The sequence below is a fragment of the Thalassospira lucentensis genome, assembly GCF_050516545.1.
In the GTDB taxonomy this organism is placed as follows: Bacteria; Pseudomonadota; Alphaproteobacteria; order Rhodospirillales; family Thalassospiraceae; genus Thalassospira; species Thalassospira lucentensis_C.
This window is the reverse complement of sequence record NZ_CP191544.1, coordinates 2,519,276-2,533,624: the sequence shown is the minus strand read 5'-3', so window position 1 is coordinate 2,533,624 and position 14,349 is coordinate 2,519,276. Positions and strand designations below refer to the sequence as shown.

General features: G+C 53.6%; 15 protein-coding genes. 7 read left to right on the top strand and 8 right to left on the bottom strand.

The window, feature by feature from the left end:
• Positions 1 to 41: 41 nt before the first annotated feature.
• Entirely contained in the window at positions 42 to 611 is a 570-nt protein-coding gene (locus tag ACQ0MK_RS11745) for an HdeD family acid-resistance protein (RefSeq protein ID WP_430472753.1), read from the top strand.
• Positions 612 to 726: 115 nt separating this feature from the next.
• Positions 727 to 999 carry a hypothetical protein gene (locus ACQ0MK_RS11740; RefSeq protein WP_430472752.1) on the top strand — a complete coding sequence of 91 codons (273 nt, stop codon included), beginning with the start codon at positions 727 to 729 and terminating at the stop codon, positions 997 to 999.
• 160 nt (positions 1,000 to 1,159) lie between these two features.
• Here ACQ0MK_RS11740 and ACQ0MK_RS11735 read toward each other — a convergent pair whose 3' ends face one another.
• Positions 1,160 to 2,068 carry an MBL fold metallo-hydrolase gene (locus ACQ0MK_RS11735; protein ID WP_430472751.1) on the bottom strand — a complete coding sequence of 303 codons (909 nt, stop codon included), beginning with the start codon at positions 2,066 to 2,068 and terminating at the stop codon, positions 1,160 to 1,162.
• 56 nt (positions 2,069 to 2,124) lie between these two features.
• The gene (locus tag ACQ0MK_RS11730; protein WP_430472750.1) at positions 2,125 to 2,763 is read right to left on the bottom strand and encodes a DsbA family protein; all 639 of its coding nucleotides are present in this window, start codon (positions 2,761 to 2,763) and stop codon (positions 2,125 to 2,127) included.
• 1 nt (position 2,764) lies between these two features.
• Between ACQ0MK_RS11730 and ACQ0MK_RS11725 the strand changes: the two genes are divergently transcribed.
• Positions 2,765 to 3,775, top strand: a complete 1,011-nt coding sequence (locus ACQ0MK_RS11725; protein ID WP_430472749.1) for a LysR family transcriptional regulator — start codon at positions 2,765 to 2,767, stop codon at positions 3,773 to 3,775.
• A 42-nt stretch (positions 3,776 to 3,817) separates the two neighbouring features.
• Here ACQ0MK_RS11725 and ACQ0MK_RS11720 read toward each other — a convergent pair whose 3' ends face one another.
• Entirely contained in the window at positions 3,818 to 6,604 is a 2,787-nt protein-coding gene (locus tag ACQ0MK_RS11720) for an ATP-dependent DNA helicase (RefSeq protein WP_430476024.1), read from the bottom strand.
• Positions 6,605 to 6,919: 315 nt separating this feature from the next.
• Here ACQ0MK_RS11720 and ACQ0MK_RS11715 point away from each other — a divergent pair, with 315 nt between their 5' ends.
• Together ACQ0MK_RS11715 and ACQ0MK_RS11710 are read left to right on the top strand one after the other, a co-directional pair.
• Positions 6,920 to 8,281 carry an MATE family efflux transporter gene (locus ACQ0MK_RS11715; protein WP_430472748.1) on the top strand — a complete coding sequence of 454 codons (1,362 nt, stop codon included), beginning with the start codon at positions 6,920 to 6,922 and terminating at the stop codon, positions 8,279 to 8,281.
• A gap of 93 nt (positions 8,282 to 8,374) precedes the next feature.
• The gene (locus tag ACQ0MK_RS11710; RefSeq protein WP_430472747.1) at positions 8,375 to 9,220 is read left to right on the top strand and encodes an AraC family transcriptional regulator; all 846 of its coding nucleotides are present in this window, start codon (positions 8,375 to 8,377) and stop codon (positions 9,218 to 9,220) included.
• A 90-nt stretch (positions 9,221 to 9,310) separates the two neighbouring features.
• Here the strand turns inward: ACQ0MK_RS11710 and ACQ0MK_RS11705 are convergent, their stop codons facing one another.
• From ACQ0MK_RS11705 to ACQ0MK_RS11695, 3 genes are all read right to left on the bottom strand, one after another.
• A complete protein-coding gene (locus ACQ0MK_RS11705; RefSeq protein WP_430472746.1) occupies positions 9,311 to 9,919 on the bottom strand; it encodes a LysE family translocator in 609 nt (202 codons plus the stop codon).
• 177 nt (positions 9,920 to 10,096) lie between these two features.
• Positions 10,097 to 10,465 (bottom strand): hypothetical protein, encoded by a 369-nt coding sequence (locus ACQ0MK_RS11700; protein WP_430472745.1) that lies wholly within the window; start codon positions 10,463 to 10,465, stop codon positions 10,097 to 10,099.
• Positions 10,466 to 10,656: 191 nt separating this feature from the next.
• On the bottom strand, positions 10,657 to 11,112 hold the full coding sequence (locus ACQ0MK_RS11695) for a YqaA family protein (protein WP_430472744.1): 456 nt from the start codon (positions 11,110 to 11,112) through the stop codon (positions 10,657 to 10,659).
• Positions 11,113 to 11,223: 111 nt separating this feature from the next.
• Here ACQ0MK_RS11695 and ACQ0MK_RS11690 point away from each other — a divergent pair, with 111 nt between their 5' ends.
• Complete coding sequence (locus ACQ0MK_RS11690) at positions 11,224 to 12,834, top strand: phospholipase D-like domain-containing protein (protein ID WP_430472743.1); 1,611 nt, start codon at positions 11,224 to 11,226, stop codon at positions 12,832 to 12,834.
• A 42-nt stretch (positions 12,835 to 12,876) separates the two neighbouring features.
• Positions 12,877 to 13,299, top strand: a complete 423-nt coding sequence (locus ACQ0MK_RS11685; protein WP_350160007.1) for a hypothetical protein — start codon at positions 12,877 to 12,879, stop codon at positions 13,297 to 13,299.
• A gap of 45 nt (positions 13,300 to 13,344) precedes the next feature.
• Here the strand turns inward: ACQ0MK_RS11685 and ACQ0MK_RS11680 are convergent, their stop codons facing one another.
• Both ACQ0MK_RS11680 and ACQ0MK_RS11675 read right to left on the bottom strand, forming a co-directional pair.
• Entirely contained in the window at positions 13,345 to 13,641 is a 297-nt protein-coding gene (locus ACQ0MK_RS11680; RefSeq protein ID WP_350160009.1) for a putative quinol monooxygenase, read from the bottom strand.
• A 229-nt stretch (positions 13,642 to 13,870) separates the two neighbouring features.
• Positions 13,871 to 14,296 carry an organic hydroperoxide resistance protein gene (locus ACQ0MK_RS11675; protein WP_350046497.1) on the bottom strand — a complete coding sequence of 142 codons (426 nt, stop codon included), beginning with the start codon at positions 14,294 to 14,296 and terminating at the stop codon, positions 13,871 to 13,873.
• Between the last annotated feature and the right edge of the window lie 53 nt (positions 14,297 to 14,349).

Below are 14,349 nucleotides of genomic sequence, written 5' to 3'. Positions count from 1 at the left end.
GTTGTCGATATCGACACACAGCAGGTTAGGAGAATCTGATCATGACGCAGGTGGTAAATGACGGTACCCCGGAAATGAAGGGGTTGCTCGAAAAGGGGCGCAAGCGGTTGCGCAATGTTGGCGTGATCATGCTGGTGCTTGGCATTCTTGCGGTGGCCTTTCCCTTTGCCACGACAATTGCCTTTAAAACCGTGATTGGCTGGTTGTTTCTGATCGGGGCGATTGGTCATTTTTACGGCGCATGGAATGCCGATACGCCCACCCGGCGCAGTGTCGATATTGTCCAAGGGGTTATTTTCGGATTGATCGGTGTGTGGCTGGCCTTCTTCCCGTTGGGTGGGATTGTGACCCTAACGGTGTTGCTGGCGATTGCCTTTATCCTGCAAGGCTTGCTCGAAATCCTGATGGCATCGCGGCTGAGCCAGTTTCCCGGCTGGAAATGGATGCTGTTTTCCGGCGGGGTGGCGATTTTGGCCGGTGTTTTGATCTTTGCCGAACTGCCAAGTTCCGCGACATGGGCGATTGGATTGCTTTTGGGCGTCAATCTTTTGTCATCGGGCTTTAGCTACCTGATGGTGTCCATGGCGATGGGGAAGGTTTCCCAAGGCTAGATCGCAAAGTTTCCGACAAATTATAACATCGCATGCCGTTGGCGTCTTTGACACAGCTAATGGCGCGGGGGATGAAACTGCGCCATGATCAACTGACCACTTTCGGGAGATGATCATGGCGAAACATGCAGCTGACACAGTTCTTGAACGCCTCGACAGCACCTTGTCCGCGCCGGGCCTTAATCGTGCAATCCTGATTGTTACCCTTGGTGCTCTGATCGCCCATTTCGCCGTTCTGTGGCTCGGGCCTCAGATGATTGGCAGCGTTCATGCGCCAGATTTTCCGTTGTTTGTACTGTTTGTCTTTGGTGGGGTGCCGATCCTCGCCCAGCTTGCCCTAAAATTACTTCGTCATGATATTGATGCGGATATCATTGCAGACGAATAAGGGTCCAGTGAAGCAGGTGATAGCGACGTTCTACAAAAGGCTTATATTGATCTTGGGCGCGGCGGGTAGATGGTTCATACGCCCGACATCAAACGCAATACGTACCAGCAAGGGAGACCGCGACGGTCTCCCTTGTGTCGTCAGAATATGACTTAACGTCTTATCCCCATTTCATCTCGCCGGTGGCTACTTTTGAACCGATGTCGAGTGCAACGCCCATCCCGAGGTCGGGGAAGCGTGCTTCCATGGTAGCTTTAAGCTCTGCCGCGGTTGGTGACTTGGCCAATTCTTCGTCAAAAGCTATCAGGTAGTTTTTGGTGTGCATCAGGCCGGAACTATCGGTTGCGCGATCAGCGGTCATGTGACCGGCTACAACAATTTTGGGGTTGCGGCTTGCGATTTTATCGAGGTTCTCAATCCATTTCTGACGGATTTCCGTGGTTTGGGTATCGGCCGTCCAGACGTGAACACCTGAGAATACCAAAACACCACCAAACACGGCTTCAAGTGATGGCACCCAAAGATATCGGCGATTTTTCATGCCGTCGGCCGGAATGATTTCGACTGTTTCACCATCAACCGTAAGGGTATCACCATCAAATGCCTCAGGCAGGATGATGTCATCCATGGTCTGTGGGCCATTTTCGCCAAGCTTCGGGCCCCAAACGGCAAGTTTTTTCTCGACATTGCCTTTGATGGCCTCAACCGTTTCGGAGGCTGCGATAACTTTGGCATCGGGAAATGCTTCGTGGATCGGTTTAAGACTGAAATAATAATCGGGGTCGGACTGACTGATATAGATGGTGGTCAGTTTTTTGCCGCTTTTACGGATGGCGTCGACAATGGCAAGCCCATCAGGATAGGAAAAACCGCCATCAAGCAGCAAAACCTCTGTTGCGCCGGTCAACAGAACCGGGGCGCGATAAAAGCCGTTTGGACCAGCCGGGAAATGTTGCCAGTTCAGACCACTGCCCGTTGCGGCGACTGCGCGCCCAAGCGGAACCTGTGTAACGGCGGCAAAAGTCGCAGCGGCGAAAGTCGATTTGAGGAATTCTCTTCTGGTTGTCATGGGTGATTTCCTTGGAATGCAGAGCATTGATGTGTCGCTTTTGAACGGTGGCGCCGTTAGGCGGAAAGTGTTTTGAGTTCTTGGGGCAGTTTGTCGACATCGCCATACAGTAAATTGCTGGAAACCGGCTTAGGCCCGCTTGCGGTTTCGATCAGCAGCGATGGCACACCGTTTAATCCCAAACGCTGCATAAAACGTTGCGCTTGTTCGGTGGTGTCTTGATAGGTCGAACGTAGTTCGTTGGTTGGATGCGCAAACAGTTCTGCGGCCTCGCCAAGGCCAAGATCACGTAGGATTTTGATGAGTATGTCGTTGTTTGCATTGTCCAAACCATCGACATACCGCGCGTTCTGAAATGCTTTTAGCGCCTTGAATGTCTGTTTGGGCGTGGTCATCTGGACGGCTGTCAGCGCAAATCCAGCGGGACCGGAATCAAACGATCCACCCGGCTTTTCTAGAACGTTATTTCGATATGCCGTGCTGAAGACCTGACCGGTTAACTTGGCGATACGTTGATCATTTTGCCACGCAAAGGATGCGAAACTTTCATCCATCTTGCGTGCGCCAGATCCAGCAAAAAGACCGGTTGGCATAAGCGTAACCGATATATCAGACAGTTCATTCAGGCGTGTCATTGCGGGCTGTGCGCCATAACACCAGCCACATAGCGGATCGTAAAGATAGGTTAACTGCATCGTGAAACTCCTGTTTCTCGAACAATATCCCCTTTCTTATTGGGAAAAAATATGGATTAATAAAACAGACTGTTTGGTTTTAGCTTACAAAAGGTGTGCAGTGACAAAGGCGGGAAAGCAGTTCAATCTTAATCGGCTGGTGTATTTTTCTGCCGTTGTTGATACGGGGTCATTCACCCGTGCATCAGATCGTCTGGGCGTATCCAAAACGGTTGTCAGCCAACAGATAGCCCGTCTTGAAGAAGAAATAGGGGCAAGCCTGCTGATCCGTACAACCAGACGTGTCGAGCCGACTGAGGCAGGGGTGTCGCTTCATGAAAGATGCTTGCGCATTCTGCGTGAGGCAGATGATGCTTATAGCGAATTGGCTCAAAACAATGCTGAACCGCGCGGCATGTTGCGGATCACCGCACCGAACGATTACGGGCATTCGGTTATTGCACCATTGACGGCGACCTTTTGCGCCAAATACCCGTCATGCAAAGTTGATCTTGTTTTGACCGATAGTCGCATTGACCCGGTTCTCAATCAAATTGATCTGGCTATTCGGGTTGGCTGGCTTGAAAGCTCGGGCTTGCGTGCGCGCAGGGTTGGCGAATTCGCGCAGTTTTTAGTCGCATCACCACATTTGGCAGAACTAGGCAAGGTGAGGCAGCCAGAAGATATTGAAAGCCTGCCTTACGTCGCCAACACTGCGCTGAAAAATCCGCTGATGTGGGATTTTGAGCATGATATCGACGGCAAGCAATCTGTGCAGGTACAGGCAAGATTAAGTGTGAATACAACACCCGCGGCGATGAGTGTCGCCTGCGAGGGGGGCGGGGTATCTGTGTTACCAGATTTTCTGGTGGAAAAAGGGCTCGCTTCTGGTGAGCTTGTGCATGTTCTGCCCGAGTGGCGTTTGCCTTCAGGCGGGATTTACGTCGTCTATCCCGCTATGCGGTTTCGGCCACCAAAAGTGACAGCTTTTGTTGAGATGCTGACGAAAAAGATCAGGCAGAAGAAAATGTAAATTGTGTTTGGCGCGTTTATTGCGATCCACAGTGTTGCGCGCTTAAGACGATTCTTCATCCGATGTCTTACTTGCCAAAAAAATCCGCGTCTGCTCAATCGCTTCCCGCAATCCGACACGCTGGACTTCAACGTCCTCGGGGAAGGCGCCGAGCAACCGTGATGGCATGCGGTTATCAAGCAGGACAAACACTCCGCGATCTTCGGCACGGCGGACCAGTCGGCCAAAGGCCTGTTTCATCCGTAAACGTGTCAGCATGTCGTCATAGCGTGCGCCGTGGAACGCTGATTTGCGGGCACGGTGCAGGATATCCGGGCGCGGCCATGGGACGCGGTCAAAGACGATCAGGCGTAAGGAATCACCGGGCACATCGACCCCGTCACGCACGGCATCGGTGCCAAGCAGGCAGGCATCGCGTTCAACCCGGAAAATATCAATCAGGGTCGAGACATCCATGCCGTCAATATGCTGGGCGAGCAATTGCAATCCGGCATCATCCATCGGTCCGGTCAGGCGTTCGTAAATTGCGCGCAGGCGCGTGATGGCGGTAAACAGGCCCAATGCGCCGCCGCCCGATGCCAAAAACAGTTCGCGATAAGCTGCGGCGATATGGTCTGGGTTATCACGGCCCAGATCATTGACGATGAAAACGCGCGTTTGTTCGCGGTAATTATAGGGGCTTTTCATCGCCGCCCGGATGGCAGGAAGCGGCATATGTGCCGCCCCCGTTCGATCCTCGGCCACGGCCCAGTCGAAATCATCATCGCCTGTGCCATCGCGCAAGGTCGCGGATGTAACCACCATACCATGGGCGGTCGGGGCCAGTGCCAAGGTCAGGGGCAGGGTCGGGTCAAGGTGATGGCGGTGCATACCGACATCAAAATCCCGGCCAAACTGGCGTTCAATCGCAAACCAGTCGACAAAGGTTTTTGGCGTTTCATCGACCAAGGATGACAGCATTTCACGCCATGCGGCGACCTGCATGATCGCGCGGCGTTCAAGGGATCTGATCGCGGCATCAAGGCGTTGGCGTTCGGCCGATTCAAGTTCATCGGCCTTTTCATCTAACATATAGGCAATGATTTTAATCAGTGCTTTGGCCGGTTTTTCCATGGCCTCTAACGCGCGATCAAGATCAGCCGCACTGGCCAGCACATCATCAAGGGCGGGCTTGCAATCGGTTTCAATCGAATAACCCCGATCGCCATCAGCAGATCGTGCCATGACCTGTGCGCGAACATGGGCAAGGAACAATTCCGCCGGGCCCTTGGCATATTGCGATCCATCATGAATGCGCGATAACCATCCCTGTTCCGGCAGGCATTGGGCCGCAACAATCACGGCATTGACCGCATCGCGCAGCTCGTCCCGATCAAGGATCAGGGTTTCAAGCCGCTGCTTAAGACCGCGTGCGCGCGATGATCCTTTTTGCTCAGCCCCCAAAAGCCAACGGCGCAATTCCTGGCCTTCCATCCCGGTTAGGTGCGATGAAAAGGCCTTGTCGGCGGCATCAAATAAATGATGGCCTTCATCAAACACATAACGTGTCGGCATAGAGGCATCATCAAGCCCGCCAAGCGCGGCCTGAACCATCACCAGCGCATGATTGGCAACCACGATTTCGGCCGAACGTGCGCGGCGCACGGTCTTTTCGATAAAGCAGCGTGAATAATGCGGGCAGGCGGCATAAATGCATTCGCCGCGCTGATCGGCCAGCGCACCGGTAAAGCGGTTGCCCAAAAGTTCGGTCAGCCAGGCGGGGAAGTCACCGCCCACCATATCGCCATCGCGGGTATGCAATGCCCAACGCGCAATCAGACCCAGCGGGGTGGCTTGGTGCGGTTGCTGGTTTAGCGGCCTTTGGGCTTCTTCGAAATTCAAAAGACAGAAATAGTTTTCCCGGCCTTTGCGGACAACGGCCTTAAGGCGCTTATCCTTGGGATCATCATACAGGCGATCCAGTTCCTGATCGATCTGACGTTGCAGATTGCGGGTATAGGTCGAAATCCACACCGCCCCGTCATTCTTTTGCGCCCAAAGGGACGCCGGTGCGACATAGCCCAATGTTTTGCCGGTCCCTGTCCCGGCCTCGGCCAGAACGATATTAGGCGCGCCATCATGAAGGCGCGGGCCAAAGGCCGAACAGACCGATGATGCATAATCGGCCTGTTGCGGGCGTTCTTCGGCCCCGTCGCCTAGCAATTCTTTCAGGCGTTTACGGGCATCCTTGGGATCCACCGGATAATTGGCCGGTGGTGGCGGCGGGGCATGTTCGGCCCATTCGCCAAGCTTTTTCCAGACTTTAAGGCCTTCATACACCGCATAACGATGTGGCCCGTCACCATCCGCACCAAGGGCAGCCAGAACCGGCATGCCCCACGGCCAATGCCCACGCGCCATCGGCCATGCGATCGATGTTGCGGGTGCGCGTTTATTGCGATGAAGGGTGGCAAGCTCCTGAAGCAATCGCTTCATCGCCTCGGCCAATGCTTCGGCCTGTCCGATTAAATCATCGGATGGCTTTTGCCCGGTGGCCAGCGCAATGCCGCGTGGGGTAGGTACACAAAACTGTGCCGGGCGGACAAAGGCAAAAAGTTCCAACAAATCATGGGCCGGAAACGGATCGGATTTCAAACGCCGGGCGCAGGCCGGGGTATGAACCAGAATAGGTCGGGTTGATCGCGCCTTTTTGGCCGCTGCCCCGTGCGGGAGTTCTTCGATCTCGCCATCCGGGGACAAAAACACGGCATGCCGCAATCCAACGACCATCACGGGCGCATTGGGCGGCATAAATCGCGGTTGGGACTCTTCGGAACGATCATCGAACATTTGGGGCACTATAAGCATCACCTTGCGCCGACGCTACTGGGGAAAGCAGATTTTTGTTTGCGAATTCAGGTCAGGGTTTCCGGCACTGTCGCATTTTCCAATCAAGGCATGTCAGACGGCGCAATTGATGCGGGAATTGACCTTGGCGGTCTTGGGGATTATAGGATTTAACAGGTGCCCGATACCTGCCGTTCGCATGGTGATATTCCATTGGTTAAATCGGGGCAGACATCCTGTCTTCGTTCCTTCATTCCGTGCAGCTGGTAATGCGAACATCCATCTTTCATTGCGGAATGCCAGTTACAGGAGACTGGAATGTTCAAACAGGACACATCCATCCGCCCGTTCAAAGACCTTCCGCTGATTGTTCTTTTTGCCAAAATTGCCCTGCCGGTTGTGTTGGTGATGGGCATGAACGGCATGCTTTCGGTGGTTGATGCGATCTTTCTTGGCATGTTTGTCGGTGCCGATGCGGTTGGCGCGGTCACACTGATTTTTCCGTTCATGATGCTGATAACGGCCCTTGCCGCGCTTGTTGGTAGTGGCATGTCGAGCCTGCTTGCCCGTTATCTTGGCGCGGGCAAGCGTGATCAGGCGCGCACGGTCTTTGCCGGGGCGCATGGCTTGTCGCTTTTGATCGGTGCAATGGTCATCATTGCCTTTGTGCTTTTCGGGCAATCGGTCATGGCAATTGCTGCTGGTGATAACCCTGCATTGAAGGTGATGGCTTATGACTATCTGACCGTGATGGCTTATGGCGCGCCGCTTATGCTTTTGCTTGCGGTTAATTCGGATACCTTGCGCAATGAAGGCCGGGCCGGACTGATGGCGGTGATGAGCTTGTTTGTCACGCTGGCAAACATTGCACTGAACTGGGTTTTGATCGCCAAGCTGGGTCTTGGGGTAAGTGGATCAGCGCTGGGAACCGTGGGGGCGCAAGTCTTGGCGCTTCTGATCGTAACGACCTTTCGCCTTTGGGGGAAAACGCAGTTTCGCCCGGGCTGCCTTTTAAAGTGCGGCATAACGGGTGGGTGGCGCGATATTATCGTGCTTGGTGTGCCGACCAGTTTAAGTATGCTGGGCATCGCGATGGGGGCCGGTGCTGTGATTGCGGTTCTGCAAATTGTTGATGTTGCGCAATATGCCAGCACCGTTGCGGCCTATGGCATCATTACTCGCATTATGACATTTGCCTTTTTGCCGGTTTTGGCACTGGCGCAGGCATTGCAGTCAATTACCGGGCATAATTACGGCGCGGGCGACTGGCAGCGCGCAAATGACAGCCTTAAACTTGGGATCGGAATTGCGTTTGGCTACTGTTTGCTGAGCGAACTGGTTCTTGTCTTTGGTGCCCGGCCGCTTGGCTTGATGTTTGTTGATGATCCGCTTGTAATCGCCGAGGTCGAGCGGATTTTGCCCGTGGTGACAATTGCGTTCTTTCTTGTTGGTCCGTTGATGATGGTTGCAAGCTATTTTCAGGCGATTGGCGATGCCGGGCGTGCAGCCCTTCTAAACCTTGCCAAACCTTATGCCTTTGCATTGCCCCTGACTTTTGTGCTGCCGCAACTGATGGGGGAGCCGGGCATCTGGCTGGCACGGCCTGCCGCGGAAGTGATGTTGCTGGTGTTAACCGGGCTGGTTTTGCTTATGCGATATCGGGTACGTCGCCCGGTATAAGCGCGTAAAAGTGTCTTGTGGTGTGGCGCGGTGGGATGATTTGACCTATCTTGAAAGTCACAAATCAACCCGCCCACGACAAGACAGCGACTGATGGCAGCACCCGACACCCGTAATCAGCATTTCTGGCGCGACGCGGCTTTGCCGTTTGTCGAGTTGCGGCGTGTGGCCGACGGGCATGCGGTTTGTTATGAACGCCACAGCCACGATACCTTTTCCATCGGCACGGTGAATGCGGGCTTTAGCACCTATTGGAACCGTGGCAAAACCCATGAAACGCAGGCAGGATCGGTCGTGATCCTGAACCCGGAAGATGTCCATGGCTGCAATCCGGTGCCGGGGGCGGATTGGTGTTATGATATGCTTTTTGTCGATCCGGTCTGGCTGTTGGATGTGCAGATTGAAAGCGATGCCGATGCAGCCGGAAAATTTGCGATGTTTTCCGATACGCTCAGCCACAATCCCCAGATTTATGGCGGATTGCTTGATCTGGCCGACACGCTCGTTGATGCCGATATTGATCTCCTTGGCAAGGAAACCGCACTGGTGTCGTTCTTTGGCGATCTGCATGTAAAGCTTAACCAGCGGGGCGTGCTTGATGCCGGGATCGGTGCGATCGCTGATCGGAAAATGAACATGGTGGGCGACTATATCCGCACCCATTATGCCGAAACGATAAGTCTTGATGCGCTTGCCGGGCTGGTGGGCTATTCCCGGTCTTATCTGGTCCGCGCGTTTAAAAAGACGTTTGGCATGACGCCTTATGCCTATCTGATCAATTGCAGGGTGCAACGTGCGCGCCATGCTTTGCGCCGCGGTGAAAAGATCGTCGATGTTGCGCTTGAAACCGGCTTTGCCGATCAGGCCCATTTTCAGCGCATCTTCAAACGCCTGATGGCGGCAACCCCACGGCAATATGCCCGCGCGCAGGCGGCATGATTTAACCAAAAAAGAAGGCGGGTACGATGACCCGCCGTTAAGTGCGCAGTTTGCATTTTGGGGTTTGCAAAAATGACAAGGTGCGGAAGGTTATCCCAAAATCAGATACAGCGCGCTCGCCACCAGCAATGCCGCCATCACGCGGTTGAAGATGCGAATGCGCGATGGGTCGCCCAGAAAGCGTGATAAAAACGCCCCGGCATAGGCCCAGCACGCGACCGAGGCAAAACAGACCACAAAATAGATCGCGGTAAATTCCCAGATCAATGTATCGGCACCGGATGCGGCATAGGCGCCCATCCCGGCGATGGAGGCCAGCCAAGCCTTGGGATTAACCCATTGCATGATTGCGCCCGTTATCGCCTTGGGACCGCGTTGGGCATCACCCTTGCCAAGTTGTCCGTCTGATGACGCAAGTTTCCATGCCATGAACAGCAAAAACGCCACGCCTGCCCATTGAATGACGGTGGTTAGCTGCGGAAAGGTTTCCAGCATTTCATGCAGACCCAGCCCGATCAGAAGCAATAGCAGGCAGAAACCCGCCGTTGCCCCGAAAACAAGGCGGAGCGAGGGGCGAAAGCCGTATTGCACACCGGAACTCAGAACAAGGATATTGACCGGCCCAGGCGTGATCGAAGCGGCAAGGGCGAAGGCCGCCATTGAAAGATACAAGCTCATGGTGGCGCTAAAACTGAGCATTCAGGGCGTTTCCTTGGGTGGTTTTTATATGTTCAAAGTCTGCCCTGATGTGGGGCGCGTTTATTGAACAAAATTGCCCTTTGCAGGAATTAGTGCAAAAAAAATCGCAACCGAATAGGGATCCGGTTGCGATGATAATATCGTGGGCAAGGATTGCTTGCCGATGGGGCGGCGCTTTTAGCTTGCCGTTAGATCCATCAGAAGCGATGCACATCGTTCTGCGATGTCGTTGCTTGGTGTTTCGCTGCCCGGCATTGTGGCCCAACCCTTGGCAATGACGAAATCGTCGCGCTTGTAAGAAGCTTCTTCTTTCAAGGCAGCAAGCTGTTCGGTCTGATTGTTTGGGGTCAGCATTTGAAACTGGGCGACGCAAACCGGCGCCATTGCCGCAATAACGGATTCCTTGCCGCTGGTGTCGGCCATTTTTTCGGCCGTGCTGCCCGATACGACAGATCCGGTGCTGAAACCGATAATCGTAATAAGCGCAGCACCGACAATGCCGCCCCAAATTCCGGGTTTTACCCATGTGGCGATTGTCATTGGCATAATAAAATTCCTTTTAACCAGATTATGGAAAGTATTTTCCACGGGTCTGTTATGTAAAAGGGAAACATTGACTGTGATGAATTACAATTGATTTATATTATTATATTTAAATTTAAAGTGATTTTTATCTTAATATTTCAAACGAAAATTTGGTTTTATTTCGACATATGGGCGAAATATTTCAGCATTTTTTAGCTGCCAAAGGCAGAGATCAGGAAGGTCGCACCACCGGCAATCATCGCATATCGTGCGGCCTTGCCGATGGTGACAAGGATCAAGAACGGGATAAACCGAACCCGCATCACCCCGGCAAACAGGGTCAGCGGATCACCAATAATCGGCAACCACGCGAGTAAAAGCGACCAAAGACCATAGCGCGCAAACCAGCGCGATGCCCGGTCAAGCTGATCGGGTGATATCGGGAACCAGCGACGGGTTTTAAAGTGATCAACATAAAGCCCAAGCGCCCAGTTGACCACGGACCCCAAAACATTCCCGGCCGTCGCAACAATCACCAATAGCCATATTGCATGATCGTTTGACGCGACCAGTGCCGCCAAGGCGGCCTCAGACGTGCCGGGCAGGAGGGTGGCGGATGTCAGGCCTGAGAAAAACAGGCCGACAAGAAGGGTGAATGTCGTGGTCATGATGCTTCGATAGACCGGAATGCATGAACCGTCCAGTGATTAGAATTTCACGGACACCGGTTTCCCACGTCAATCAATCAATCAGGATTTATATCGTGTGAGGATTAAAACATGCAGGTCACGCGGGCCAATAGTAATGCGCAGTTCCTGTTGGACGGGAATGCCTATTTTGCGCGTCTTCATCAAAGCCTTGATGGCGTCATCGCCGCAGGTGCGGGCGCAAACAGGTTTGTCCGGATGGCATTTTGGCAGATCGCACCCGATGCGTTTCTTCCGGGGTATGGCGGAGGTGCCGGGGCGCTTTTGGTCGACAAGCTTGAAGCGATTGCGCGGTTGAGTATCCGGGTTGAAATCATTGCCTGGGCGGGTGCACAGGTCCTCAATAACTTTGTCCCTGAAATGAAGTCGGGCTGGCAAACACGCGCATGGGTGCAAGAGGTTAACAGGCGCAACAATGCTCTTGGCGGCTATCGCCCGATTGAAATCTATATGGAGTCATATGGTCGGCGGACCTTTGGCATGAGCACACATCAGAAAATTGTTGTGCTGTCGACCGGGCCGTTAAAGGAGGCCTATGTCGGTGGCATGAACATGGCGCACAAGTACTTGTCGTCAGATATTCATGATCCGGAGAACTGGTGGCACGATGCGGCGGTTCGCGTAACCGGGCAGATTGTCGATGACATTGAAGGTGAATGGGTGCGCCGTTGGAACAAGCAGACAACGCTGCCTGCACCGGCAGCAACAATTGGTGTTGCCGCGCCAGACCCGGCCAATCTGACGATCACGATGATGACAACCAACTCGGAAGCCATTCCGGCAGAACGTGACATTCGTGCAGGTTTACAAGCAAGGATCGGTGCGGCTGCGAACTATGTCTATCTTGAAAATTACGCCCTGACCGATCCTTCAATTGTCGAAGACCTTGCCGCCTTTAAACAAGGCGGGGGGACTGTGATCCCGGTTGTGAACCATCCGGCAAATAAGACGATGGATGGTTTTGAGGGGTTCTCGTATTTGATGTATTACACCTATGTTGAATTGGCCTTGGCCGATTTAAACGCGTTTGATGCAGCGGACAGTTGGCGCGGTCGCGCAGGGCCGCTCACCAACTATCCTGCCGCCAATGTTGTCGGCGCGCATGTCGACAAGGCGGGCTATAACCCGGCAAACATGGCGACCCTTAACCCTGCGACGGCCTATCGCGTGACATTTAATACCGCAGCAGGTGTGCCAACGCAGATTGGTCTTCGTTATATCTGGGATATTGCGGCGAACAATGACGTGATGTTTGCGCCCAAGACATATCGCCATAACGAACCGACGAAATGGACATATCCGCATTCAAAACTTGCGATCATTGATGATCAATATGTGATGGTCGGGACCAGTAACTGGACCTATCGATCCATGCAGTATGATGGCGAAATCACCCTTGAAATTGATGACGCTGCCTTCGCGCAAGGTGTGCGGGCGCAATTGTTCACCCATTGGCATATGCCCACTGCCGCTGCCGCCGGCGGGGCGGCGGGGGTGGGGGCTGCTTGGTTACTTGATGCTACGGCAAATCAGGTTGCTTGGGCGGGCGGTAATTTTGCCTTGAGCGAAACGCGCCTTGTTCCCTGTGCGTTTGACGACTTCATGCATCCGATTTCGATAGAGGCTTGGAAAAACAGCCTTTCTTCAGCCAGCTTGGCATCAATCGGTTCGTCTTTTTTCTGAATTTTACCTGAACATATCTGACAGATTCAAAAGGAGAAAATCATGGCCGATGGTCTTTTTGTGCAGCTGAGCAGCCAGGCATGGTCGCAATACAAATCGGTAACGTCGCGCGACGACAGTTACCTTAAACTTCTGGACCCGAAATATCAGACATTTTTGTCGGTTGCGGGCAAGGTGGATGCAACGATGGCAAAGCTGACGACACCACCGAAAAGCGATCAGATCAGCCCGGTTGCAGATGCCGTCACCCTTCTGGAATCCGCCCAATCAGGCATCACCCAGATGATCGAGAAATTTGTGCAAATGGATGCAGATGCCGTGAAAAGTGCGGGTACGATCAATCAGAAGTCGATCTCGGACAAAAACGCGCAGGAACAAAGCACGGATCAGGACTTTCAGATTGCGATAGATGGCGTGGTCTATCAGGCGCAGGTGCGTCTTTCGGCAGCAAGTGCGGAAGTTTGAGCAGGGGGCTCGACCTTCTCGGGCCAAAATCCCCTGTTCAAAGGATCAAGATTTCAGCGAAAATTTGCGCACATCAAGGGGTTCGGCAAGGATTTCGTCTTTGCTATCGGCGAATGCGCGCAAATAGGGTTTCTGGAAATGAAGTTCCAGATCTTCTTCGGAGCGCCAGTTTTCATAGGCCATCCAGACGGCCGGATCGTCTTTTGACTGGTGCATGTCATAGCTGATGCAGCCTTCTTCGGCGCGGGACGGGGCGACAAGGGCCAAAAGGCGTTTGCCCAGTTCTTCTTCCATGCCCGGTTTGGCGCGGGAATAGACAACAAGGGTAAGCTGGTCTGACATGGCTGTTTCCTGAGATTGGATGGTTTTTTATGATCGGCAGATCATCCCCACCCGGGGCCGGTCGGGCAACAGTTAATTGCCTGATGGTGGGCGATTTTTTGCACGGGCGTGTCTGTTGCGGGCACAAAGACCGGGATAAAGAAAAGGCCCGGTGCGGGGTAACACCGGGCCTGTATTTGCCAGTCGGCCATTTTTGGGGGGAGCCGACCAGCAGGGGGGAGCGTGTATTCTAGACGATTACGGTCGTGACTTCGACATTGCCGCGAACCGAATTGGAATAAGGGCAAATCTTGTGGGCTTCTTCGACCAGCTTTTCACCCTCGGCCTTATCCAGACCCGGAAGCGAAACATTCAGCGTGACCGCAAGGCCAAAGCCACCTGCACTGCGTGGGCCGATACCGACATCGGCGGCAACAGAAACATCAGACGGGACTTTCGGGCCTCCCTGGGATGACACAAATTTCATTGCGCCGATAAAGCAGGCCGAATAGCCCATGGCGAAAAGTTGTTCGGGATTGTTGCCATCACCGCCGGCACCGCCAAGTTCTTTTGGCGTGGTCAGTTTGACATCGATGCTGCCATCGTCGGTTTTGGCATGGCCATCACGGCCACCAGTGGCAGAAGCGTGTGCGGTATATTTTACATCTACAGACATGGTTTCATCCTTTGTTTGAACATTGGTTCGGACTTGGTGATTACCCGGCTGCT

Coding starts and splice junctions, on each gene's coding strand:
- ACQ0MK_RS11710 (WP_430472747.1), top strand. CDS start 8,375: ATGGCAGCACCCGACACCCGTAATCAGCATTTCTGGCGCGACGCGGCT.
- ACQ0MK_RS11735 (WP_430472751.1), bottom strand. CDS start 2,068: ATGACAACCAGAAGAGAATTCCTCAAATCGACTTTCGCCGCTGCGACT.
- ACQ0MK_RS11700 (WP_430472745.1), bottom strand. CDS start 10,465: ATGCCAATGACAATCGCCACATGGGTAAAACCCGGAATTTGGGGCGGC.
- ACQ0MK_RS11690 (WP_430472743.1), top strand. CDS start 11,224: ATGCAGGTCACGCGGGCCAATAGTAATGCGCAGTTCCTGTTGGACGGG.
- ACQ0MK_RS11685 (WP_350160007.1), top strand. CDS start 12,877: ATGGCCGATGGTCTTTTTGTGCAGCTGAGCAGCCAGGCATGGTCGCAA.
- ACQ0MK_RS11675 (WP_350046497.1), bottom strand. CDS start 14,296: ATGTCTGTAGATGTAAAATATACCGCACACGCTTCTGCCACTGGTGGC.
- ACQ0MK_RS11715 (WP_430472748.1), top strand. CDS start 6,920: ATGTTCAAACAGGACACATCCATCCGCCCGTTCAAAGACCTTCCGCTG.
- ACQ0MK_RS11745 (WP_430472753.1), top strand. CDS start 42: ATGACGCAGGTGGTAAATGACGGTACCCCGGAAATGAAGGGGTTGCTC.
- ACQ0MK_RS11705 (WP_430472746.1), bottom strand. CDS start 9,919: ATGCTCAGTTTTAGCGCCACCATGAGCTTGTATCTTTCAATGGCGGCC.
- ACQ0MK_RS11720 (WP_430476024.1), bottom strand. CDS start 6,604: ATGTTCGATGATCGTTCCGAAGAGTCCCAACCGCGATTTATGCCGCCC.
- ACQ0MK_RS11730 (WP_430472750.1), bottom strand. CDS start 2,763: ATGCAGTTAACCTATCTTTACGATCCGCTATGTGGCTGGTGTTATGGC.
- ACQ0MK_RS11740 (WP_430472752.1), top strand. CDS start 727: ATGGCGAAACATGCAGCTGACACAGTTCTTGAACGCCTCGACAGCACC.
- ACQ0MK_RS11680 (WP_350160009.1), bottom strand. CDS start 13,641: ATGTCAGACCAGCTTACCCTTGTTGTCTATTCCCGCGCCAAACCGGGC.
- ACQ0MK_RS11695 (WP_430472744.1), bottom strand. CDS start 11,112: ATGACCACGACATTCACCCTTCTTGTCGGCCTGTTTTTCTCAGGCCTG.